Source organism: Teichococcus globiformis (genome assembly GCF_042646265.1).
Lineage (GTDB): Bacteria > Pseudomonadota > Alphaproteobacteria > Acetobacterales > Acetobacteraceae > Pseudoroseomonas > Pseudoroseomonas globiformis.
Genome location: NZ_JBHRTN010000005.1, coordinates 1 through 19,980, shown reverse-complemented (window position 1 = coordinate 19,980; position 19,980 = coordinate 1). Strand labels below are relative to the sequence as shown.

General features: G+C 59.5%; 29 protein-coding genes. 22 read left to right on the top strand and 7 right to left on the bottom strand.

Annotated features, from left to right (window positions below; all coding sequences use genetic code 11):
• Nucleotides 1–208: 208 nt before the first annotated feature.
• The 3 genes from ACFOD4_RS04615 to ACFOD4_RS04605 all read left to right on the top strand — a co-directional run bounded on the left by ACFOD4_RS04615 (nucleotide 209) and on the right by ACFOD4_RS04605 (nucleotide 2,394).
• On the top strand, nucleotides 209–715 hold the full coding sequence (locus ACFOD4_RS04615; RefSeq protein WP_379594762.1) for a hypothetical protein: 507 nt from the start codon (nucleotides 209–211) through the stop codon (nucleotides 713–715).
• Nucleotides 716–877: 162 nt separating this feature from the next.
• Entirely contained in the window at nucleotides 878–1,750 is an 873-nt protein-coding gene (locus ACFOD4_RS04610; protein ID WP_379594761.1) for a hypothetical protein, read from the top strand.
• A gap of 332 nt (nucleotides 1,751–2,082) precedes the next feature.
• The gene (locus ACFOD4_RS04605; RefSeq protein ID WP_379594760.1) at nucleotides 2,083–2,394 is read left to right on the top strand and encodes a hypothetical protein; all 312 of its coding nucleotides are present in this window, start codon (nucleotides 2,083–2,085) and stop codon (nucleotides 2,392–2,394) included.
• A gap of 35 nt (nucleotides 2,395–2,429) precedes the next feature.
• Here the strand turns inward: ACFOD4_RS04605 and ACFOD4_RS04600 are convergent, their stop codons facing one another.
• From ACFOD4_RS04600 to ACFOD4_RS04590, 3 genes are all read right to left on the bottom strand, one after another.
• Complete coding sequence (locus ACFOD4_RS04600) at nucleotides 2,430–3,206, bottom strand: DUF4145 domain-containing protein (RefSeq protein WP_379594759.1); 777 nt, start codon at nucleotides 3,204–3,206, stop codon at nucleotides 2,430–2,432.
• Nucleotides 3,207–3,410: 204 nt separating this feature from the next.
• Entirely contained in the window at nucleotides 3,411–3,638 is a 228-nt protein-coding gene (locus tag ACFOD4_RS04595; protein ID WP_379594758.1) for a hypothetical protein, read from the bottom strand.
• 161 nt (nucleotides 3,639–3,799) lie between these two features.
• Nucleotides 3,800–4,108: a hypothetical protein gene (locus ACFOD4_RS04590; RefSeq protein WP_379594757.1), complete on the bottom strand. Its 309-nt coding sequence runs from the start codon at nucleotides 4,106–4,108 to the stop codon at nucleotides 3,800–3,802.
• Between the two features lie 322 nt (nucleotides 4,109–4,430).
• Here ACFOD4_RS04590 and ACFOD4_RS04585 point away from each other — a divergent pair, with 322 nt between their 5' ends.
• The 4 genes from ACFOD4_RS04585 (at nucleotide 4,431) to ACFOD4_RS04570 (ending at nucleotide 7,088) form a co-directional block, all read left to right on the top strand.
• Complete coding sequence (locus ACFOD4_RS04585; protein ID WP_379594756.1) at nucleotides 4,431–4,943, top strand: hypothetical protein; 513 nt, start codon at nucleotides 4,431–4,433, stop codon at nucleotides 4,941–4,943.
• On the top strand, nucleotides 4,940–5,146 hold the full coding sequence (locus ACFOD4_RS04580) for a hypothetical protein (RefSeq protein WP_379594755.1): 207 nt from the start codon (nucleotides 4,940–4,942) through the stop codon (nucleotides 5,144–5,146). The genes ACFOD4_RS04585 and ACFOD4_RS04580 overlap by 4 nt, the downstream gene beginning before the upstream one ends.
• 260 nt (nucleotides 5,147–5,406) lie before the next feature.
• Nucleotides 5,407–6,729: an HNH endonuclease gene (locus ACFOD4_RS04575; protein WP_379594754.1), complete on the top strand. Its 1,323-nt coding sequence runs from the start codon at nucleotides 5,407–5,409 to the stop codon at nucleotides 6,727–6,729.
• A gap of 74 nt (nucleotides 6,730–6,803) precedes the next feature.
• The gene (locus ACFOD4_RS04570; RefSeq protein WP_379594753.1) at nucleotides 6,804–7,088 is read left to right on the top strand and encodes a hypothetical protein; all 285 of its coding nucleotides are present in this window, start codon (nucleotides 6,804–6,806) and stop codon (nucleotides 7,086–7,088) included.
• Between the two features lie 437 nt (nucleotides 7,089–7,525).
• On the opposite strand, the gene ACFOD4_RS04565 is transcribed toward ACFOD4_RS04570, so the two are convergent.
• Both ACFOD4_RS04565 and ACFOD4_RS04560 read right to left on the bottom strand, forming a co-directional pair.
• Complete coding sequence (locus ACFOD4_RS04565; protein ID WP_379594752.1) at nucleotides 7,526–8,707, bottom strand: hypothetical protein; 1,182 nt, start codon at nucleotides 8,705–8,707, stop codon at nucleotides 7,526–7,528.
• A gap of 329 nt (nucleotides 8,708–9,036) precedes the next feature.
• The gene (locus tag ACFOD4_RS04560; protein ID WP_379594751.1) at nucleotides 9,037–9,768 is read right to left on the bottom strand and encodes a DUF4145 domain-containing protein; all 732 of its coding nucleotides are present in this window, start codon (nucleotides 9,766–9,768) and stop codon (nucleotides 9,037–9,039) included.
• A gap of 310 nt (nucleotides 9,769–10,078) precedes the next feature.
• Between ACFOD4_RS04560 and ACFOD4_RS04555 the strand changes: the two genes are divergently transcribed.
• The 14 genes from ACFOD4_RS04555 to ACFOD4_RS04490 all read left to right on the top strand — a co-directional run bounded on the left by ACFOD4_RS04555 (nucleotide 10,079) and on the right by ACFOD4_RS04490 (nucleotide 17,695).
• Nucleotides 10,079–10,207, top strand: a complete 129-nt coding sequence (locus ACFOD4_RS04555; RefSeq protein WP_379594750.1) for a hypothetical protein — start codon at nucleotides 10,079–10,081, stop codon at nucleotides 10,205–10,207.
• A gap of 228 nt (nucleotides 10,208–10,435) precedes the next feature.
• The gene (locus ACFOD4_RS04550) at nucleotides 10,436–10,600 is read left to right on the top strand and encodes a hypothetical protein (protein ID WP_379594749.1); all 165 of its coding nucleotides are present in this window, start codon (nucleotides 10,436–10,438) and stop codon (nucleotides 10,598–10,600) included.
• The gene (locus ACFOD4_RS04545; RefSeq protein ID WP_379594748.1) at nucleotides 10,593–10,838 is read left to right on the top strand and encodes a hypothetical protein; all 246 of its coding nucleotides are present in this window, start codon (nucleotides 10,593–10,595) and stop codon (nucleotides 10,836–10,838) included. Before ACFOD4_RS04550 ends, ACFOD4_RS04545 begins: the two co-directional genes overlap by 8 nt.
• 333 nt (nucleotides 10,839–11,171) lie before the next feature.
• Nucleotides 11,172–11,666: a hypothetical protein gene (locus ACFOD4_RS04540; protein WP_379594747.1), complete on the top strand. Its 495-nt coding sequence runs from the start codon at nucleotides 11,172–11,174 to the stop codon at nucleotides 11,664–11,666.
• The gene (locus ACFOD4_RS04535; protein WP_379594746.1) at nucleotides 11,663–11,914 is read left to right on the top strand and encodes a hypothetical protein; all 252 of its coding nucleotides are present in this window, start codon (nucleotides 11,663–11,665) and stop codon (nucleotides 11,912–11,914) included. The genes ACFOD4_RS04540 and ACFOD4_RS04535 overlap by 4 nt, the downstream gene beginning before the upstream one ends.
• A gap of 776 nt (nucleotides 11,915–12,690) precedes the next feature.
• On the top strand, nucleotides 12,691–13,647 hold the full coding sequence (locus tag ACFOD4_RS04530; protein ID WP_379594745.1) for a hypothetical protein: 957 nt from the start codon (nucleotides 12,691–12,693) through the stop codon (nucleotides 13,645–13,647).
• A complete protein-coding gene (locus tag ACFOD4_RS04525; protein ID WP_379594744.1) occupies nucleotides 13,644–13,898 on the top strand; it encodes a hypothetical protein in 255 nt (84 codons plus the stop codon). The genes ACFOD4_RS04530 and ACFOD4_RS04525 overlap by 4 nt, the downstream gene beginning before the upstream one ends.
• Nucleotides 13,899–15,241: 1,343 nt before the next feature.
• Nucleotides 15,242–15,874: a hypothetical protein gene (locus ACFOD4_RS04520; RefSeq protein WP_379594743.1), complete on the top strand. Its 633-nt coding sequence runs from the start codon at nucleotides 15,242–15,244 to the stop codon at nucleotides 15,872–15,874.
• The gene (locus tag ACFOD4_RS04515) at nucleotides 15,871–16,485 is read left to right on the top strand and encodes a hypothetical protein (protein WP_379594742.1); all 615 of its coding nucleotides are present in this window, start codon (nucleotides 15,871–15,873) and stop codon (nucleotides 16,483–16,485) included. The genes ACFOD4_RS04520 and ACFOD4_RS04515 overlap by 4 nt, the downstream gene beginning before the upstream one ends.
• Nucleotides 16,482–16,661 carry a hypothetical protein gene (locus ACFOD4_RS04510; RefSeq protein ID WP_379594741.1) on the top strand — a complete coding sequence of 60 codons (180 nt, stop codon included), beginning with the start codon at nucleotides 16,482–16,484 and terminating at the stop codon, nucleotides 16,659–16,661. The genes ACFOD4_RS04515 and ACFOD4_RS04510 overlap by 4 nt, the downstream gene beginning before the upstream one ends.
• Nucleotides 16,658–16,876 (top strand): hypothetical protein, encoded by a 219-nt coding sequence (locus tag ACFOD4_RS04505; protein ID WP_379594740.1) that lies wholly within the window; start codon nucleotides 16,658–16,660, stop codon nucleotides 16,874–16,876. The genes ACFOD4_RS04510 and ACFOD4_RS04505 overlap by 4 nt, the downstream gene beginning before the upstream one ends.
• 32 nt (nucleotides 16,877–16,908) lie before the next feature.
• Complete coding sequence (locus tag ACFOD4_RS04500; protein WP_379594739.1) at nucleotides 16,909–17,151, top strand: hypothetical protein; 243 nt, start codon at nucleotides 16,909–16,911, stop codon at nucleotides 17,149–17,151.
• Nucleotides 17,152–17,306: 155 nt separating this feature from the next.
• Nucleotides 17,307–17,462, top strand: a complete 156-nt coding sequence (locus ACFOD4_RS04495) for a hypothetical protein (RefSeq protein ID WP_379594738.1) — start codon at nucleotides 17,307–17,309, stop codon at nucleotides 17,460–17,462.
• Nucleotides 17,459–17,695, top strand: a complete 237-nt coding sequence (locus ACFOD4_RS04490) for a hypothetical protein (RefSeq protein ID WP_379594737.1) — start codon at nucleotides 17,459–17,461, stop codon at nucleotides 17,693–17,695. The genes ACFOD4_RS04495 and ACFOD4_RS04490 overlap by 4 nt, the downstream gene beginning before the upstream one ends.
• A 610-nt stretch (nucleotides 17,696–18,305) precedes the next feature.
• Here ACFOD4_RS04490 and ACFOD4_RS04485 read toward each other — a convergent pair.
• Nucleotides 18,306–18,515, bottom strand: a complete 210-nt coding sequence (locus ACFOD4_RS04485) for a hypothetical protein (RefSeq protein ID WP_379594736.1) — start codon at nucleotides 18,513–18,515, stop codon at nucleotides 18,306–18,308.
• 1 nt (nucleotide 18,516) lies between these two features.
• Nucleotides 18,517–18,786, bottom strand: a complete 270-nt coding sequence (locus tag ACFOD4_RS04480) for a hypothetical protein (protein WP_379594735.1) — start codon at nucleotides 18,784–18,786, stop codon at nucleotides 18,517–18,519.
• 562 nt (nucleotides 18,787–19,348) lie between these two features.
• On the opposite strand from ACFOD4_RS04480, the gene ACFOD4_RS04475 reads away from it, so the two are divergent.
• A partial coding sequence (locus tag ACFOD4_RS04475; RefSeq protein WP_379594734.1) for a nucleotide-binding protein occupies nucleotides 19,349–19,980 on the top strand: 632 nt, incomplete at its 3' end.

Below are 19,980 nucleotides of genomic sequence, written 5' to 3'. Positions count from 1 at the left end.
TGTAAACACCACCGAACTATGGTGATGTGAACATCGCCTGCAATAGGTGGTGTAAACATCACCCGGAAAATCCTGATTAGCGGAAAGCTTCGATTCTCACTAGTCAGAAAGACACTCAATCACCGGATTCCTTTTTGTAAAATGAGTTATTGAAGTCATTGCACTCAACGTGCATGATGAGTGGACCAGTTCAGAAAGAGAGAGAGCCATGCTCACCTTCGTCACCACCAAGGAAGCCGCTGTGGAAAACATCCACCGCTACAATGCGGTGCTGGCAGAAGCGTCCAAACTGCCGCCGGATATTCGCAAGGACATGCTTGGCACCTACACCCGCGCGCGGGCTTGGTATGCCGTCCGGCACGGACAGGGCTTTCTGTTCGGCCCATCAAAGTTCATCGGCTACGCCGACATCACCCCGGCGGCCTACCATGAGCAGCGCAAAACCAATCTTGACGGCCGGATGACCGAGAGCGTGCTGGCCGCGTGGGCCACCGAAGTTGGTGTCGAACATCCTGCTTTCATCGCTTTTCGGGAGTTCTGCGCTCGGGCCAACACGAAGCCGAATACGCTGGCGCGCGTCTCGGTCATTGAGGTTGAGGAAGCGACGCAGGGCGACCGCGAAGCGAAGCTGGTCGAACTGGTCTGCGAGATCGTGCCACTGCTTTCCGAGCGTCACCGCGACGCGCTCCGTCGTCGTATTGCCGCCATGGCCTGAAGACACTCGGTCTCGAAGCCAGCGCCGACATGGTGCGTGCGCTCCACAGGTCCAGAAGCCACCTTCCATCAATTTCCGAATGGTCGCCGTGAGGCAATCCCAGAGACCTCTTGCGGAGGCCGGAAACGCCGATGATCGATACGCTGCCATTGGAGAGAATCGATGAAGCCAGAGTATCAGATCGTCGTCACGACCGCTGATGGACCCCGCTGCCTGATGCGTCTAGTCGAACATCCAGATAGTGGTGTGTATGTCTTCCTTAGGCATGGCGAGCGCGCTTTCAATTCGCTAGACCAGCCAATTGAGGAGCATCTTCCGGTTTCCTTCTCCAAGATATCGTTTCACCGTTCAAGGAACGGCGTCGATAGCACATATAAGCGTGAGCTAAGGTTTCCTGAGAAGGCCAAAGAGGCTCGCTATCATCTAACTGAGAACGTCATTCAGACCGAGGGATACGTCCCATTCTTCGGCTATCTTGCACCCGAGATGAGCGACCCCCGATACAAGGTTACAAATCCCGGTCTGAGAGCGATATCATTGGGCTCATTCGACGAGCGATACTTCACTCTATTCTATGCTCTGGCGACAACAAAACCATCAGGTCGCATCTCATCGCGCACGGCCGATTGCTTCAACATTCGCACAATTCCGATGGAATCTTGCGATGTCGTTTTAGTTTGGTCGTTCTTGTTTGCTCGTGCCGTGAATTTGGGAATTTCCTCTGTAGCACAAAACATGGCGCCAATCTTGACGAACGCTGACGGCTCAACAGACTTCGAAGGACCCAGCCCTCGCCCGAACATTCAAACATCGATGCCATTTGAAAGCCTGCTCAACGTCTTTACGGAGATGGCTACTGAATCTCAGTGGAGGCTGCTTGAGTATGCGGTGAGGGACCCACGTGATCCGGTGCCTCTCACAAAGGATCAGAAGTCTCTCGCACTCTGTAGACAATTCGTCCCACGTGCAAACCTCAATGACACTTTCTTCAAAGGCAGACTCAGGGTTGCGCGAGAGGCTGCACCTGATGTCTGACGAGAGGCCGAGCCAGCGGGCTCCATGATAGATCGGTGGTCTGCACAGGCTGTGCGATGCGTCCTCCGGACAGTCGCTGCATGAACTGATCCACGCTGCGGCTGCCGGGTAACCTGTATCACCCGGTGGCGGCCTCGGCGGCGGCGGAGGTTTCGGTGAACACCCACATCATGCGCCTGCTCGAACGCAGTGAATGGCCGGTGGATGGCTGATAAGTAGGGAGAGTGCTCTGGACGGCTGATCAGCCAGATCATGCCGCCATTCTTCCGGACGGCGCCGCAATACGCTCTGCATCCCCGTCAGGACCTGACGGCTTTCTGGGAGCATCGGACATGGATGTGCAACCTGCACTCACCGACTTTGACGGGCAGATCAGTTGGGTCAACGGTCGGCGCCACGCTGCGGGGCTGCCGCCGCTGGATCGCGAGCAGGCGATCCTTGAGATCATCCGCTGCTGGAACATGATGCTGGGTGACGCTAAGGCGCGACTTCAGACGAAGGCCCGGCGCGATCTCGGCCGCGATCTTGCCAACAACAGCTTCACCCACCTCGTGCTGGCTCTGGACATCGAGTCGAGCTTCCGCGCTGCCGTGGAAGCGATGGTATGGCAGTCCTCGGATCGCGCATGTGGAGATTTACGATAGGAGGCGCCGGAACATCGCCTCTGGCAAATCACCAGTCATTCGGAAACATCACTGGCAGGAGGAGACGTATTCTTGTTCTTAGCCTTCCTCGGCCTTGGCTTCTTAGCCACAGAGGGACCAAGATTCCTCATCTCGAAATTCATCCGACCTCGCTTCTGTGGGCGGACAAAAGCTTGGTCGAGGAAATGCTCCAAGACATCCATGAGGTGGTTTAACTGCCGTTCTGTTGGCCGAAATCCGCGATGGGCCGCCGCGCTTCCTGCATCGACAAGGACAGTGATAGCATCGCGATCTTCTTCCTCCACGAACTGCCGTGCAACCAGAATGGCGATCTTCTCGGCGAACGGAAGGTGTGTGGCAACATCCAACTGTTCAGATGCGATGTCGAAGACAGTTCTGATTCCGATCCCGGACAGCATGTGCAGATTCGCATCGATGGCGGCGTAAAGCTCCGTTAGCGACATGTCCAAGGGACCCATGGCGCTAATGTATTTGCCAGTCTCCTTGAACCATTCTGGGCGTGGCCTGTGCGCCAGCGCCGGGTAGTAGGTCTCGCGTTCTACCGGAGTGAAGTAGGCTTCTCCTTGGTCATCAAAGTCCGGCTCCGTATCCTCAGAATGCGTATCGACCTTCTGGAAGAAGGTGCTGTCGCATCCACGGCATCGGAGCACATAGTATTCCGTTGCCCACCATGTGTGCTCGTCAGAGCCATCGACTTTGTGGTAACCAAGAACGTCACAGTTTCGGATACCACCGCAGTCTGCGCAGGTGGCGCGACGCCTTTCAGGGAGCCCACTGATTTTGTCGGACACGCTTGGGACCCTCGACTACATCTCCATTCAAAAGCGATTTAAAAAGACGGTCAATAGACCGGTGTAAGACGCTAGTCCTGCGGCTCTGGTCCCCGTCATCTGTCGCTGAGCGAGATGGAGACTGGATGGACGGCGATAACATCGGAACTTTGAGCAGTCGGACTTTATCCGTGGCCGGAACCGAAAAGGAGCGGTGGCCGAAGGTCAGGCATTTCGCTCGGCGGTGATGTCGATGATGTCGTGGTGGAAGGGAAACTCCTCTAAGCAGCCTCCGGTCACGATCTGCCGGTGAATGCTGGTGTCCTCACCATGGATGCCGAGGCACAAGTAGTAGTTCTGGCCGTTGCGCTTGGCGAAGATGAGCCATTCGCCCGTGAGGGCACATCGCTGCTGGCGGCCCTCAAAGAGTTGTTCGTGCGCGGGCAGCGGCACCGCGCCGTGCGCGGCGCACCACGTGGTGAAGTCCTGCCAGTCTTTGGCATAGGCGCGCTGCGTGCTGGCCCTCGTGGTGGCGCGGGCGAAGTCTGCCGCCCGCTGCGCGAGATCGCCGAGCGCCTACAGCGGCAAACTAGACGACGGTGCCCACTCCGGGATCATGCGGCGTCGTTGTCCGGCGGTAGCAGGTGCGAGGCGCTGGTGAAGATCGCGGGCTGTTTGACGGCAAACGGCTTGCCGGTGACTGCACCGAGCAGCGCCTTCACCCGACGCCCCAGCAACGGGTTGATCCGCTCCTTGATCTTGACCTTTTTCGTGTAGGGCGCGCAGCCGATCAGGCTCTCGTAATCCGCCCCCCATGCCTGATCCTCGGCCATCAGGCGCCGGGCGGTTTCGGCGATGATGTCGTTGCGCCAGCCCTCGGTGCGGATGATCTCCACCGCCTTGTTGCCGAAGCGGCTGATCACCGCCTCACGCCACAGCAGCCACGCGCGCAGGTCCTCGGGCAGCAGGTCCGCCTTGTCGAGCGCCTCGATGAGCCACCAGACGATCTGCTCGTTCGACTCGCGGCCGCTGCGGGCGGCAGCCCGGTCGAGCGCAGTGGCGATGGCGGCATCGAGGCTCAGGGACAGGATACGGTCGGGGGGACGGGGTCATGGCAGGGCTCGGCAGATGAGTCAGCATTCCGGTGTGTAGACCCAACTAACTTTAGGTCGCCTTTCGACATTTAATGGCTTGTCGTTAGATTGTCTTTGGGTCATCTATAGGATGACTTTAGGGGGTGATGAGATGGACGTAGACTTCAGGTTGAGCGGCAATGCCATGGACATCGCTAAGGCATTGACCTTGCTGGTCGGTGTGCAGGGCGTGACCCTGCAAGTGCGGGAGAACGCGGAAGGGAGCCTTGCCTCGGTGATCGGCGCCATCTCTGGCAGAGCGGAAATCGAGGATGATCCCGCCGAGACGCCTGCCACCCCCGGTCGGGTCTTTATGGACCTGCCCACCATGCGGCGGATGCTGCTCGGCTCGCCATTAAACGAGACGCAGGTGAACCTGCTGAACATCCTCTATAGGCAGACCGGATGGATGTCCTCTCCCACCCTTCAGGAGAAGCTGAACCTGCCCATGAAGTCCTTTCGCGGGTTGATGGGCGGCTTTGGGCTGCGAGTCACGGGCAACAAATTCGCCGTTGGCGAAACGGCGCCGATTTTCTTCGACGTGATGAAGCGACAGGGCTTGACGTATTACCGCCTGCCGGGCCGCGCCAAGCAGGCGATGCGTCTCGCCGGATTGGTGCAATGACGCCTACTGAGTTTGCTAACAGTGTCAGTGGCGCCACGCGCAATGTATGGAAGGTGCTCGACCTCAAACGACCAGAAGATAGGGACTTCATCCCTGCTGAGATGCTGCGCAAGGAACGGGAGGCAGAGGACGCCAAGCGTGCCAAGCTGACAGGCATCACACTGGCTTCGCTGGGCCTCGCGAAACACTCTGCCGAGGACTGATCTTTGTAATCGACAGCCGGTGTTCTCCGGCTGTCGCCTTGTGCGGCGCAGACCCAGAATGCAGCGAGCTTTAATATGTCCGAGCCTTTCACCCGTCATGCCGCTCAACGCGCACAACAACGGTGTGTGCCGCCGCTCATCATTGATCGGCTGCACATCTACGGCCGACGCACTTCGGTAGGAGGTAGAGCCGAGCGCCTTATCGAAGAAAAGGCGTCGCGCCGCGCCCTGCATCGTGATGTAGGCAGTTGGACACATGAATGTATCGAGTCCAAGCTCAATGCCTATGCCGTCCTGTCCTCGACAGGGAGCGTCATTACGACCGGCTTCTGCACCAAACGTATCAAGAGGGTGTAGTTCAATCAATGCAGCACCAAACTTGGATTTTCCAAGCCAACCCAAAGATGTTCGAGATCGAGAAGTTCCTTGAAACCTCTCCGACTGACTTCTTGTGGCTGGTGACCAGCAGCGGCGAGGCAATGTCAATTGGCGACCGAGTCTTCCTTTGGAGGGCAGTCGGAGATGGATCGCCCAGAGATAGCGGCATTGTGGCGGAAGCTGCGATTTTGGAGAAACCGTCGATCCAGCCAGATGATGCTGCCTCGCGACCCTTCTGGCGCTCATCTCCTTTCTCGGGAGATGCCGCGCAGTCCGCAAATCGCGTTCGGCTGAAGCTGCGCCGGGTAGCGGGTCAACGTGAGATCATACGGCGGGACTGGCTCAAGGAAGACCCAATCCTGCGCGATCTAACTATCATGAAGCGTCCAGCGGGCACGAACTTTGCGGTTCCTTCGAGGCAAGCCGAACGGATTCAAGCTCTTTGGACGATGTCTGGCGTAGATTGGACCTACGCAGAGTCTGTAGCAGGACTGTGGGCTTATCATCGCACCTATGGCGGGATAGTCTCGCAGTCTGCTGGATCGCCGGTGTCCGAAACCGCCCTACTGACCGGTCGTGCAGTTAGCGGCGTCTACAACAAAGTCATGAACTTCCGCAGCCTTGATCCGCGCGATAGTCGAAGCGGGTTCTCAGGAGGCAGCAAGATCGATCAGGCCGTCTGGTTCCGGTTCTATGATGCTGCCGAGCAAGCTGTTCGATCTGCTGAACTCGAAAACGAGTTCCGGAGGCTATGGGAACCGGTGACGCCGACCTCGGTGCTGGGCAGCGATACTGCATCCGCCGAGCAGCATGAACAACAAGTCAGCAGCCTTGCTGCCTTGCCATTGAAGGTTCTTATGGCTCGCTATGAAAGGACACGCGGTGTAGCCAACCCACTGCCGAAGAGTAGCGTCACATCAGGACGACGGTTTGAGCGAGACCCTCTGCTTTCAGCCATTGCGAAAGTCCGAGCCAGCTTTCGCTGCGAGGTGGTCGGCTGCGTTCATCCGACATTCGTCAGCAAGGACGGGCAGCCATATGTGGAAGTGCATCATATTATGCCACTTTCACAAGGTGGTCCTGATGTGCTGAACAACCTCGCTTGTGTCTGCCCGGCGCACCATCGCGAGGTGCATGTCGGAAGGGCAAGCGAGAGGATCACGAATGGATTGTTGGCTCTTCGCGCATCAGCAGATGGGCTTTGAGTGACAGGCCGGATTGTCCATCCTGCTGATACTCAGGATCGGTCTTTGAGGAATTTTGAGGACCCGGATTAGCTATGGTCAAGCTGCCCTCGCTAACGGACTTTCCTAAGCAAGTTGACTGGTTGAATGCGCAGCGATGCGCTGCGAACCTGCCGCTGCTGGACCGTCAGCAGGCGACTCGTGACATCATTCGCCTCTGGAACACCATGCTGGCTGACGCAAAGGCACGCCTTCAGGAAAAGGCCCGGCATGATTTGGGCCGTGATCTCGCCGGGAACAGCCTGACGCATCTCACGCTGGTTCTGGACATCGAGCAGAGTTTTCGGAACGCCGTGGCAGCGATGGTGCGGCGGCCTTAAAGCCGTTTCATCCAGAGGTGGACGGCACGGTGAAAACGGCCACAGCCTTGCGCGCTCGGTCTCGCTACGCGGCAGTAGCAATTGCTAAGATCAGGTCATGAAGACTCCTGCCTTTCTTCTCAGGAGACTATCTCAGCGCCCTCAGCTGCGAATTCACTGGCGGCGTCACCATCGCTCCGTGAAGTAGGCGCAGAAGGCTGAGGTCTTTCGGGCGAACGTGCAGCACTATCATCATGCGGAGCAGGAGCTTGCCGAGTGGGAGCAGGGGCTGGATGACGCTGCCCTCGTGAAGCGCGCACGCAAGATGGACATCCTTCTTTCTGATTTCCCGGCACCTCCACAGGAGGACGACCGCGATAACGGTCACTGCCGGATCGGAACTTCGGCGACATGCTGCTGCGATATCCAACCCAGCAGGCTCCACGTCGGCCAGAGGATCAAGAAACGTTCGGACAACTCTGAAATGTCTCCACCGTTTCGCGCCAAGTCATGGATGCCTTGCCATCCACCCAAGTGGTATACTCCCGTTCCTCAACGTTGAAGATGCCTGTGTTTGGAACCCCGAGATCGCTGAAGCCACATTGGACTGCGAACTTTCCAATCGTATAGCTGCTGGTAACGTAGTAGGTGGTTCCCGTGGGGGGTCCCATTGTTGCGCCATCCCATGTCGGAAGATCAGGTGCAGCAGGCTGCGCTATATTGTCATCGGTCAGGATGAACATTCTCGACCGTGTGGCTGCATCAGCCATCACCGTGCCCGGAGGATACAGCGGGTTCTCGGTTGATGTGATCAACGGCGGAGCATTGTCGCAGTTTGGCAAGCCCGGTAGAACGACCGTTGATGCATGACCCTGAGAAACATCGTGGGCAACAAGCTCTCCTTCGATCTCGAATGTTCTTTCGGTCTCGCTTAGTAGTTGAGATGCGCGCATCAGCCCACTAATGTTCGGCTTCAAATTGCCGTCCACCGTCACCTTCGCCTTAAATGGAACTGAGATGCCGAATTGATATGCAATGAGTTCTACATATCCGCGCTCCTTCTTAGTGAGATTCAGATTAGCTCCGAAAGACCGGCTTTCCTGCTTTGATGAAGTTTCCTGCTCTGTAGTGCTTATAGAAGTAGAAGTGTTGAAGTCTACGCCGAATGACAGGGACGAGTTCGGTCCCGGCGCCGGAGCGCCGAAGCTAAGTGGGATATTGAGATTAACACGGTGGTTCTGCGTCGTCGTGACGCCTTTACTCTTGGAGACCGTAAACCCTTTGCTTGCAGAGACCGACAAGCTGATCGGCACGGATAGAGTGCCCTCGGAGCAATGTGTATAGAGAACTCTCTGGATAACTAGCTTCTCCGGCAAGGAAGTCATCTTCTCTTTGCGCCACTCGACTTCATGAGCAACCACCACTTCGCTATCAATGACCTCGGCTGGTGCGGCAGCCGTCTGCCTTCTGATGACTTTGGCGCGCCGTCTGACTCGATGAAGAGTCCCACGTGTGACGGCTGGTCTGTCTGGAAGTTCCTCCCAGACATCCTCCCAGACCTCAACATCGACTTCGTAGTTGATGGGCGGCTTCTGCGCGAGCAACTGGTTTATCGAGACCGCTGCGTTTACCTCAGTCATAGTAGTATTCTTTCGATAATGCAATGAAAGGGGCAAGCCTATGTCGATTCCTGTCAACAGCCATCAACAAAAAGTCGTTATAGCCTGACTCCGGGAACTGTGATCTGAGAGCCGGAATAGGCAACAGACGCTCCTCGGGACCCTCAGTAGGGGTGCTCTCGCACCTCCAATCAAGCTTGAAGATTATCAGCCGCACGACGCTGATCCTGTGGTTCCGGTGCAAGACCGCTGTGAAACGAAGTGGCGCAGAGCGGCTCGCAATCTGCACACAGCAAAGGCCGTGTCCCCGCGTGCTCCCCGCACCTCTCGACGTGGTTCAACCAATACTGCTATTTACGGACACCATCACCGGGCTTCTTCGCCACATGCGGCGCCATCTTCTTCATCTCGGCGTCCATCTTCTTCTTGCGGTGGGGCGCAATGATGGAGTCGTAGATGAAAGCCTCAAGGACGTTCATCAGGTTGCGGAGATCATCAGAGTTCGGTTTGAAGCCGCGATGCGTGGAGGCGTTGCCCGCGTTCACTAGCGTGTCGATGCGTTCTCGATCAGCCGGGGTGATGTGACCATCCTTCTCCAACGCGGCGATCTTCTCGACGAACCGCACATCAGCATCCACGCCGAGAGTTTGTGCGGCGATGTCGAAACACATTCGCATGGCAATGCCGGTCAGTATCCTGAGATCGGCTTCATACGCGCTGTATAGCTCAAGGAGAGCGTTCTCAAGATCATCCATCTGTAGCTCGAAGGCGAATGCGCAGAACCATTCTGGCTTACGACGCTTGGCAACGGCGGGGAAGCTTGTCTCGCGCTTGATCAGATGTTCATGTTCTTCGCCATCGAAATGCTCGGTGTCGAACAACTCGCTGTTCGATTCTTTCAGCAAGAAGCTCTGGGTAAGGCAGCCACGACATTGCATGATGAAGCGGTCCTCTTGAAACCAGACTTCGCTATCATCTTCCTCGGCTCGCTGGCTCGACTGACCGAGGATGTAACTCCACCGGGGCCCGCCGCAGTATGAACAGTAGGCCATTCGCGTCGGATGCTGATGCTCGTCAGTCATGTGCTACTCTGGGCAACGGTGGCGCCATTTTCCGAGCGACCTTGAGCAAGGTCAACAAGGCGAAACGGCGTTGCATACCAAGCCTCCGATGAGGGCGCCGGACTTCTTCCGGCCTGCTCTTCTGCATCGACATCTTGGATGTTCATGAACGGGTGGTAGGGCGCGTTTCCTACGGTCCGGTGCTATGCGCGGGAGCATAGCGGAGTCTGATGGCTTCCCGGCGTTTTCCGGGTCTCCGGGTGCTGGCCCGCTGTCGCCGTGCGGGTTCGACCGCCTGATGATCTATGTGGGATTGGAGGAGATGCTGTCCGTGAGTGAGACCATCCCGTTCGAGGGTGCGGTCTGGATCATTCAGGATAAGGCCGCCGTGGCCTCTATCCAGTGCGCGACCTTGTCCGGGCTGTCCGCTGATAAAGCAATGCGGCGCCTATGGCGCTGATGTTCAGTGTGGAAGCTGAGGCGGAATGATTGTGCTCGGCGATGCAACTGCTCACGCGCACCAAGTGCTTCGAGAAGGACTCGAAGAACAAACAAAATAGAATTGAACGAGGGATGTTTCCGCTTTAGTGGTGTGCAGCGCACTGCCTCACGTGGTGCAGTCCATTAACTGAAATCGAAATCGACGTGCGCGAGCCATGAAAGATGCCGTGCGCGCAGGAGCAAGTTTGTGAGTAATTTGGCTGCACTCTACGCGCGTGCCGTCCGCACACTGGGCACCACGGTGCAGATGGACAACTGGGCGTTCCACCAGATCGCCTGCACCATCATGCGGGATGGTGAGGCGCTTCCTCTCCCGGCACCGGATCAGAAGAAGACGCTGTCTGATGGCTGATATGATCGATCTCGCACCTTATCTCCACCGGCGCCGCGTCAGGGCGGCAGGTGAGCGCGTGAGCAGCGCCATGGTCGCCCTCTTTCCGTCTGCCGGTCCCGAGGTGCATCAGTTCCTTCGACACTGCCTCGACGCTTACGCCGACAGCGCGACCCTCGTGGAGATCATTCGGGCAGACGATCTGGCGGCGCTGCACATGATGCGACCCGTCGTGGCGGCCGTTCCCAACGGCTGTTAAGCGGTGGGACGCCGATCCCGTTCCGGTGCGATCCTCCGGGGATGACGGTAGGGAGCGACTCACGTGCCCGCCCGTGGTGGTATCCACGCCTTCGGGTGCTGGCCCGCCGTTGCCGGACGGGCTCGCCTGTCCGATGACTTATCCTTCCGAGGTGATCGGGAGGAGGTTGGCGCTGATGTGCGGGTGCCGAGGATTGAGGACGGCGGCGCTAATGGCGCCCTGCTCTGTTGAGCAACGTGTTCGTGTAGTGTCTTAAAGCATCCTTCGCTGCCATGTGGATAGTAGTTCAGCTAAGGCTGAGGCAGGCTTGATCATCAACCACAAGGTATTGCTGTGCGCGCCCGTCTCCTCGCTTCTGCTATTTTCCTGATACCAATGGCTGCAAAGGCGAAGGTCGAAATCCTATCGCAAACGGGAGATTGGGCCGTTGTTGCCGACGAGGAGAAGGGTCATTGCGCGATGTCTAGCGTCGGCGACCGCAGTCTGATGATACGCAAGACGGAAGGTGAGCAGGCATACGCCTTCATTGTCACCAATCCGAAATGGCGGCTGCCTGAAGGCCAGAAGGTGGCGGTGGGCTTGGAGGTTGGCGAGTGGAAGTTTGAGTCGAAGTCGACGGCTGGAAGTCGAACAGCGGTCATCAGCTATACGCCACAGGCGGATTCGATGTTCATCATCGCCATGATTGCCAAGGAGTCGAACCTCACGCTTCGCTTTCCAGAAGGCACCGAACCGCCTTGGACCATTTCGCTGCGAGGGAGCAGTGTAGCCGCCACAAAGTTCTACGAATGCATACAGCCGCCCCAGCCATATGGACGGTCTAGATGACCACTGATTCAACCCCGTTTGAGGAAGCCGCCCGCATCGTGGAAGCCATGTCGGGCGGCATGTCGGAGACCGCGTCTGTGGAGATGGCCGGGATCGCGAAGGCAGTGCGCGAAAGCGAGCGGCTCGGCGGGACGTGGGACGACGCCGCCATGGTCGTGGCGCGCTACCAGAAGATCGTCTCGTTCGAAGTGCTGAGCGTAATGCCCGAGGTCACGAAGGCGATCCGAGACCGGACCGTGGATAGTTGAGGTGACCTAACCGATAGTGGCGCTGAGTGAGGTTCTCAGCCTCCGCCTTCTGGCAAGAACCCCACGGCCCGATCTCGAAATGGGGTTCTCACGCGGGGTTCTCAAACCCAGAACCCCATTGGACAGCCATGCCAGTGGGATTCTGGGTTCGGGCGAGAACCCTAGAACCCCATTTTACGCCGGATTTCGTAGGGTTCTGGGATTCTGGCGGCGTCCAAGAATCCCATCCGGGCACCTGACGGCTCCTAAAATGGTGTTCTCTTTGCAAGCTTAACTGATGGAATCCTTATATAGCTTGTAAAGAGAACCCCACTCCGTGGGGTCCGGCAAGCGATACAAGGTGCTGCGCCCACGGCTTCGCCTCCGAGGGAGATCAGGTCTCAGGCACCAGCCGGATGACGACCTCAATGGATGGCTCAGGCGAGCCGCTGGGGCGTCCCCTGAGAGCGTTTCAGTATCGTTTGGTAGATGGGCCGCCTCGGAGATGCCGAGCCTCTCAGCGGGCTTCTGGGCGGCTCAGCGAGACCAATACTCGCAGGTCATATGCCGCATTTCCATCAAGTAAAAATCGAAAAAAAACTGTTGGACCATCATCTTTCAACCAACATTTTTTAGTTCAACAGAATCAACATTATGGTTGCGCCAGAAGAAGCCCTGCATGGTAAATAGATCAGACCGGCAGTTCCCGGTCCACCTCATCTTTCGCTTGGCCTCGGCGTGTTGCAACGCGCCGAGGCCCCAACGAGCGACACGAGGTTGAAGCGAAAGACCTTATTGTGACTATCCAGCACAACCCTGTGCCGTCGCGTGCGGCCATCAATCACGCCGAAATCCAGTTGTTCGACAACCGCGAGGATGGGCCGCAACACGGCAAGCCCGGCTTCCGGCTCAAGATCAGCACCTTGCAGTGCCCGCTCGACCAGATCGAGCGCACCCATGCCCAGACCAACTACTGCGCGCTCATGATCCCGCGCGAGTTCCGCAAGGGCCTCACGCGGCGCGTCTCTCGCGGCACCATGACGCAGGAGAGCGCCGACCTGTTCCGCGCCTACTCCTGCACCCTCTCCGCCAACACGCTGATCGGCCTCGTGGAGAACCTGCCTTCGGGCTCGGAGCAGATGTGCTCAGCCGTCATCATCGACAACGAGGTCACGACCGTGACCCTGTATCTCGACGATGGCGAGATGATCCTGTCCTGCGGCGAGGAGCGCCGTGAAGGATCAGATGCCAACGCCCCTATCTGGCGGACGCACTACGATCCGCACAACTGGTATGCGGCGCACCGCGCCAAGGTCACGGCGGCCCTCCGGCGCAAGAAGGCGGTCGAGAATGGCGAGGCCACCGTTTCGGCCAAGATGCTCGGCGTCGTCGTGGCACGGTTGAAGGCGGTTGAGGATCGCCTCGATGAAGCGGAGAGCGCAGGTCGCGCGGCCTCGATGCTGATCAATGAATTGAGCCAGCGACTGGCAGAGCGCGATGCCGAAAACAGCAGGCTGTATGGGGTTACGTGCGACCATGCTGCGCGCATCGTGGAGCTTGAAGGTCGGTCCGACCAGATCGCCGCCACGAACCCCATCACCGTGGACGCCGACCGTCCGCTCTCCGTGGCCGAGAAGATCGCCCGCAATCAGAAATGGGCCGCGCAGGTGATGGCCGAGCGGAAGGCTGCGGGCGAACTGGCCGCACTTGAGTTGGCTGAAAACCGTGCGGCCATCGCGGAGGGGAGGGCATGACCCTTCGCTCCGATGTCCGCATCGCGCTCTATGAACTCGACCGCAAGCCCTATCCGGAGGTGCAGGAATGGCTCACGGAACTGCACCGCGCAGTTGGTGATCGTCCGCTCCACGTCGATTGGATCGGCTGCAATCCTGCCTGTGTGCGAGTGGTGAACATGATCAGCCACGCGGAGGACGACGGTCGGCGATCTCTGCGGCGCGGATCGTATCTTGCGCTGCTGGTCGGGGAAACTGCGGGGAATGCGTGATGCCCGCACCTGAGCGCCACTGCCCCACTGCTACGTCCGCGTGAACATCGCGGACCAGTTCGTCTAAAAGGTCCGGGATCGGAACTACCGCCTGCTCGAAGCTGTCCGGACCCGAGTTGATCTGGCGACGCTGCTGGGTCTCACGGTCGGGGGTGGTCGTGATCAGTCCTACTACCTCTACGATAATCAGCCCCAGTCGTGGCGCGGCTACGCCAAGCGCGTTGAGGCCGTCGAGCGCCAGATCGTGGGGTATGCGTGACCATCGCCGACCTATCGCCCGACGATCAGCTTCAAGTCGCGCTCCTGATCGCCGACTACGCCGAGGACGACCATCCGCCGCACAGTGCCACCGAGGGTTACCGCGCCACCGTGGAGGGCACGCCCGAGCGGAAGGCCAAGGGCACGACGCCAATCACATTGGCCGCGATGGAGCCGGACGGTCCCGAGCGTGTCGTCCGGGAATTGAGGGGTTCGCCCACGAGGTATGAGGCCTTGGTATTCGTCCCCTGCGCAGACGGGTCGGAGTTCGGTTCAGTGAGATTCGAATCTATCAGGGTGCAAACCGCTACTGGACGAAGCCTCTCGGTGCATCCGAGCCAACTGATCTGTCGGCTCTTGGTATCGTCGCCGAGATCGCCCGGCGTGGCGGGCTCAAGACATTTTCAGTGTAGATCGGTCGTGGCCGACGATAGCCACGACCTTTGCATTAGTTCAGCACTTGATGCCGCAGGTCACCTGAGGCTTCCCATCTGGGCCAATCGTCACCCAGCACTGGTAGGAGCATCCCTGCGGCTTCATGCCAGCGGTCGTTGAGTCGTTGTTCAAGGCATCGGCGAACGGCTGCCCAGCAGCGAGAGCGGATGCCGCAAGGCTTTCAATGGAAGCACTCATTGATCGTCTCCTTTTGAGAGGTTGGGGTTGGTAGCGAGTAGACAATTGGCTAAACCCCAGTAACGTTCCACAGTCGACATGACTCAAAGTGTCGCATAGTTTGCGTGGCCTGTTACAATCGTGCGTCCAAGCGGCCAAAATCTTGATGTTTGGTGCGACGGGCATCCGTCTAATTTTTGATTGATGCATCTGCACGGATGTGCCATTGTCCTCCTCGACGCTGACCACCTTGGTCACGCCTCGGATCGGGAGCCGATCCGCTGGTGATAGCGCGTCCAGCGCGGCAGCCTACTGCCGGTCGATCAGCGAGATCGGCCCCGATGCGCAAACCCCCATGACGTGCCTGCCCCGCTGCATCATGCGGCTGGTCCATCTTGGTTCTCGGTCGCGCAGGATGTGCGGTTGGGATCGCCGATCCCGCGCGTCGTGGATGCGCACAGGAGTGTTGTGCGATGGCTGGCTACAAAACCTACTCGGCGACCCGGCGCTGCGGCTGTGTCGCCACAGAGAGCGTCAAAACCAACCGAGTGCGCGAGTGGCGCAACCTCATCGAGCGGACCCGCTGTGAGACGCATGAAGCCGAGGCACGGGCTGCCATCGAGCAGCAAGCGGCGACCGAGGGGTTGCCCGCGTTGAATGGCTCGCCGAAACAGCTTGACTGGGCTCTCGATATCCGCGCGCGCTTGTTGGAAACGCGGCCGTATCTCCGCTGGCTGACTCACGAGATCACCGACGCAGGCTGGTGGATCAATCACGGGCGGCACGACGACGACCGGCTCATCGTGGCGGCGGCCGATGACCTGTTCGAGATCAAGCCCGCACCGCCCCCGCAGGGCGGCGAGGACGACCTGTTTGAGGCACGTTCCGCGCGGATCGCGGCGCTGCACGCGGATGTGCGGGTGGTCCCGCATACCGCCCACTACGACGTTCGCGTCGCGGTTGCGCTATCGCAGGAGGCGCTCGACGCACTACACCACGCCTCGGAGCAGCCAGATGCGGACGTGTTCCCGGCGGCCGATCTGAGCGAGCTTGAATCGCCCGAGCGGAAGGGTCGGCGCCGTGCTGCGGAGCGTGTTGCTCCATGACCACCGAAACCCGAACGGCCACCACCCTCCCCGACGTGTGGTCGGGATCGCAGATTCCGCGCGCCGTGAACGCGCAACAGGAGTGCCCTCGTATGGTGGACAAATCGTCGGCCGCACATCGCATGGTCACCGCCATCGAGCGCAGCACGGTCGCGGCCGAGTTGCTGCGCAGCACGATCCGTTATCTCTGGTCCGCGGCGTTCGACGAGTTCAGGGATCGGTCCATGGTGATCCACGATCAGATTTCCGCCGAGGTGCTCCGCCTCTGGGAGGCACGAGTCGCGCGACAGATCGAGGGGCAATGCGCGACTCAGACGGACGAGACTGAACAGGACGTTATCAGTCCTGACAATTTTTCCATTCGGGACCATGCCCGCATTACGGGCTTGGTTGTGGTTGATCCTGCGACCGATCTCCCGGAAGGCGGCGATCTCACTCTAGTGGAAGCCGTGGCCTACGCGGTGCGGGGCAGGCTGATCTACGTGCAGCCTGATCCGACAGATGATCCAAACTGGGCCTTGACGAAGCTCATTGCCGAGCATGACACCTGCGAGGGTCGGCTCGACACGCTCCGCAAATGGTTCCCGCAGATGCGTGTCGCGCGTCCATGACCACCGAAACACGCACGACGCTCACTCTCCTCCGCGACACAGTCTCGATCCTGCGCCGCATGGCGGCCGACCGCGCGGACCGCGAAGGCGGCCACATCAACATCTCGCAGATCGTGCAGGAGATGCTCGATGACGCGCTCTCGACGGCCGAGCAGAAGAAGAAGGTCGCGAGATGAGCATCGTCCCCGACGCCCCGATCTGGCTCGCCGACTACGACCCGCTGATCGTGCGGATGCCGCGTCGCATCGCGTGTGTCCACGATCTCCGGGAGTATCTCGCCGAGACCTATCCGGGCTGCACGATCCGCGAGACGCTCACCGACGTGGTGATCACGACGCCCACCGATGCTGTCGCCATGGCGCTGCGCGTGACGCTGGACGGCGCGCGGTAAGCTGCGCACTGAAAGTTTTGGAAAGAAGTCGAATGCAACATCAGATCACCATCACCTTGCCCGACGACGCCGTGCAGCATCTCAAACGTGTCGCCGTCGAGAAGGGCAGCACGCTCGAAGAAATCGCTGCGCAAATCGTTGATACCGTGGCTCCGTCGCTCACCATCGATCTGCCGCCACTCCCGCCGACGATCACCTACGAGAAGATGGTCGCGATGCGCGAGAAAATCGTCTGCGAAGTCATCGCCTCGCTCGACGCCAAGCGCGGCACGTGACGGCCTGACCGGTCTCGGTAGCATAAATAGATGCGGCCGATGATCGTGGTGGATCGCCGCCGACGATCTCTGCCGTAGCCGTGAGAAGCTCAATCAAAAGCGTTGCGATCCTCCACTACCGGTCGCGGCGCTTTCTTCTTTGGAGCCTCTCTCACATGACCGTTGCTGAACTGATCGCGGCACTCTCCGGACTACCACCCGATGCCGAGGTGATCGCGGACGATCTGGCGAACGGTTGGTTGCTGGGACACCTCGCGATCGTTGTCGCGGAGGACGGCACCGTCCACATCGAAGCGCATTGTTACCCGTGACCCCTGCCCTCTCGGCTTTCGACAGCATCCGCGCGGCCGTTTACGCGGACGGTCTGCGCCTCGATTACCTTGCCGATCTCCGCGCCGTCGCGGCGAGGCTCCACCAGATCGGAGCGGATCGTCGCGAATGGATCGCGGCGGCCGACCCTGAGATGCGCGAACTAGAGGATGTTCTCTACGACGCGGCGCTCGCCGTCCTCATGGGCGCCGTGGAGGCCGTTGCGCGGCTGTGATGTGTCGGGCGGCATGGGCATCGTAAGAGCGACGCCCACCAGCACGCCGCCGAAGATCAGGGCCACCCTCTGTGCCACTGCCGCGATCCAGTCGGTGGTGTTCCAAACGACGGACTGTCTGTAGTTGTCGAACGCGAGCATCCCGCCATCCGTGCGGCGGTAGAATGCTCGTCTCGCCCGCCAGTGACGAAGCACGAAGCTCCCGATCAGTAGGACAATGCCACAGATCAACAGCCCCACGTTTATCGGCTGCATTGACGATCCTCCGTTTTGGAACCGTGATCATACCGCCTTGGCCTGAACCGTCACCTGCCCTCACCGGCTAAACAGACAGCTATCTACAAGGTCTACTGATGCATGAAGCTGGGCCTACCGGCCATGACGATTGGCAGTAATCACCGCGCGGGGCCGCTTTCCGCACCGGCATCGGAGTTTCTCCACGACCCGCCATGCGGGCGTCGAGGGCAAGATACCTTGGGGCGCGCAGAACTCTGCCACAAGCTGGCTCAGGCTCCGGCCGCACTCGCAATCGATCTTGAGCCAGCAGTGCCGCAGGCGACCGAGCGGATCGCTCGGATGCGGCCTGCCATAGTTCGCGGCAGCCACTGGTTTACAGCGGGTGGTTCTCGGCCACGAGCCAGTCGATCAGCCTCTGCATCATCGGCTCGGGCAGCGCGACCATCAGACACCGCAGATAGCCTTGCGCCTCGGCCGCCGCCTCCCGGACCGGCACATCGCGAGCCAGCGCGGACCTGAGCACCTTCCGGACGCTGTCCACGTAGCCATCGCCGATACCGTATCCGAGTGCCGGGCTATCCATCTCAGAAGCCAAGGGACATCTGCCCCGGTGGCTTTCGGGCGTCCGGCTCGCAGTCCAGCAGGTCCGGCAGGAACGGATCGAGGTCAGCGAGGATGTCCTCGACAGCCTGCGCTACGACCGTGGCGGGCAGTGCTGGACATAGGGCGCGCAGGAAGCCGCGCCCTTCCCCGGCCGCCTCTCTAACCGTAGCCGTGTCGAGGGCCTGTTGGATGACACGACGCACTCGGAAAGCCGTCGTGGGCGGGATCAGGAGGGTCGAGATGTCGCTCATGGTGAGAACATATAGAGAACAATTTGGGCGTCTTAGTCCAGCCGAGAATGCGTGAGCCGAGCACTCGCATCGGTCAACAATTAGGCTTAACATTTCTCACGCGATGATTCCCTTGGTGAAGACACGCTCGGGAATCTATTCCGAATTAAGGGTTCGGTAATCTCGGCTCCGCAACGGGTCCGCAGGACGGGGATCACAACTTCCCGTGCTTCATGGAGACCTGCGATGCGCACCGCGATCCTGTCCGCCGTTCTGGCGGTGGCTACCGTCCTCCCCGCTCCGCTCAGACCCATATCTTCGGCCAGCCAAACGGCAACGTCATGATCATGGGACCCGGCGGGACCTCCCATTTCTTCTTGGATCAGCGCGGCGACACCACGATCTACACTCCCTCGCCCAGCTACAACGCGCCGCGTCCGCCCTGCTTCGGGTTCAACTGCCGCCAACCATAGATATAGAAAGACCGAATCGGACATATTTTCACGTGTGAAAGTCTTTGGCGAGACTTGCGATGCACGTTTGCCTGTCCGATCATCCCCGGTGAACGGACTGGATGACAGAGATGGCACGATCACCGCGTGGCGGGAAAGAGCTTGACAGTAAGCTCCTGATCCTGAGTGGGAGTAAAGGCGGTTGCGGGCGGTCCAGTTGCGCCCGCAATCTGCTGGTCGCTGCGGCTCTCGACGGCATCGATGTTGTTGGGATCGACCTCGACCCGCAGGGAACCCTCTCCCGGTGGGGTGAACGGCGCCAGAAAGCGAAAATCAAGCTCCCGCAGATCGTGGTGCCGGAGATCACCCACACCGAGGTGAGCAATCTGGTTGCCATCGAGGCGGCAGCATCCGGTCATCAGTTGGCGATCATCGACACGGCTCCCAGCGTCGAGGAGCACATGCGTGCCATGGTCTCACTCTGCGCCCGAGCGGCTCTGGTGCTAATTCCGACCAGCCCGACGCACGATGATCTCGAATCAGTGGCGCCATGGTTCCTCACCCTCAAGCAAGGGGGCGCTCGAACGGCTTTCCTCCTGAACCGGGCGAACCGGCGGACCAAGTCGTTTGAGGTTGCCCGGAGCAAATTGCTCAAGGTCGGCCCGTTGGCGCCGCTCGAAATCCCTGCCCTTGAGGATATGCACCTGCCCCACGTGAACGGGCTCGCGGCCGTAGATTATGAGCGCAACAAAGCTGGGACTGC

Excerpts from the sequence above, each read along its gene's own strand:
- ACFOD4_RS04615 (WP_379594762.1), top strand. The coding sequence starts at position 209 with ATGCTCACCTTCGTCACCACCAAGGAAGCCGCTGTGGAAAACATCCAC.
- ACFOD4_RS04610 (WP_379594761.1), top strand. The coding sequence starts at position 878 with ATGAAGCCAGAGTATCAGATCGTCGTCACGACCGCTGATGGACCCCGC.
- ACFOD4_RS04605 (WP_379594760.1), top strand. The coding sequence starts at position 2,083 with ATGGATGTGCAACCTGCACTCACCGACTTTGACGGGCAGATCAGTTGG.
- ACFOD4_RS04585 (WP_379594756.1), top strand. The coding sequence starts at position 4,431 with ATGGACGTAGACTTCAGGTTGAGCGGCAATGCCATGGACATCGCTAAG.
- ACFOD4_RS04580 (WP_379594755.1), top strand. The coding sequence starts at position 4,940 with ATGACGCCTACTGAGTTTGCTAACAGTGTCAGTGGCGCCACGCGCAAT.
- ACFOD4_RS04575 (WP_379594754.1), top strand. The coding sequence starts at position 5,407 with ATGTATCGAGTCCAAGCTCAATGCCTATGCCGTCCTGTCCTCGACAGG.
- ACFOD4_RS04570 (WP_379594753.1), top strand. The coding sequence starts at position 6,804 with ATGGTCAAGCTGCCCTCGCTAACGGACTTTCCTAAGCAAGTTGACTGG.
- ACFOD4_RS04565 (WP_379594752.1), bottom strand. The coding sequence starts at position 8,707 with ATGACTGAGGTAAACGCAGCGGTCTCGATAAACCAGTTGCTCGCGCAG.
- ACFOD4_RS04560 (WP_379594751.1), bottom strand. The coding sequence starts at position 9,768 with ATGACTGACGAGCATCAGCATCCGACGCGAATGGCCTACTGTTCATAC.
- ACFOD4_RS04545 (WP_379594748.1), top strand. The coding sequence starts at position 10,593 with ATGGCTGATATGATCGATCTCGCACCTTATCTCCACCGGCGCCGCGTC.
- ACFOD4_RS04535 (WP_379594746.1), top strand. The coding sequence starts at position 11,663 with ATGACCACTGATTCAACCCCGTTTGAGGAAGCCGCCCGCATCGTGGAA.
- ACFOD4_RS04525 (WP_379594744.1), top strand. The coding sequence starts at position 13,644 with ATGACCCTTCGCTCCGATGTCCGCATCGCGCTCTATGAACTCGACCGC.
- ACFOD4_RS04520 (WP_379594743.1), top strand. The coding sequence starts at position 15,242 with ATGGCTGGCTACAAAACCTACTCGGCGACCCGGCGCTGCGGCTGTGTC.
- ACFOD4_RS04515 (WP_379594742.1), top strand. The coding sequence starts at position 15,871 with ATGACCACCGAAACCCGAACGGCCACCACCCTCCCCGACGTGTGGTCG.
- ACFOD4_RS04510 (WP_379594741.1), top strand. The coding sequence starts at position 16,482 with ATGACCACCGAAACACGCACGACGCTCACTCTCCTCCGCGACACAGTC.
- ACFOD4_RS04505 (WP_379594740.1), top strand. The coding sequence starts at position 16,658 with ATGAGCATCGTCCCCGACGCCCCGATCTGGCTCGCCGACTACGACCCG.
- ACFOD4_RS04500 (WP_379594739.1), top strand. The coding sequence starts at position 16,909 with ATGCAACATCAGATCACCATCACCTTGCCCGACGACGCCGTGCAGCAT.
- ACFOD4_RS04495 (WP_379594738.1), top strand. The coding sequence starts at position 17,307 with ATGACCGTTGCTGAACTGATCGCGGCACTCTCCGGACTACCACCCGAT.
- ACFOD4_RS04485 (WP_379594736.1), bottom strand. The coding sequence starts at position 18,515 with ATGGATAGCCCGGCACTCGGATACGGTATCGGCGATGGCTACGTGGAC.
- ACFOD4_RS04480 (WP_379594735.1), bottom strand. The coding sequence starts at position 18,786 with ATGAGCGACATCTCGACCCTCCTGATCCCGCCCACGACGGCTTTCCGA.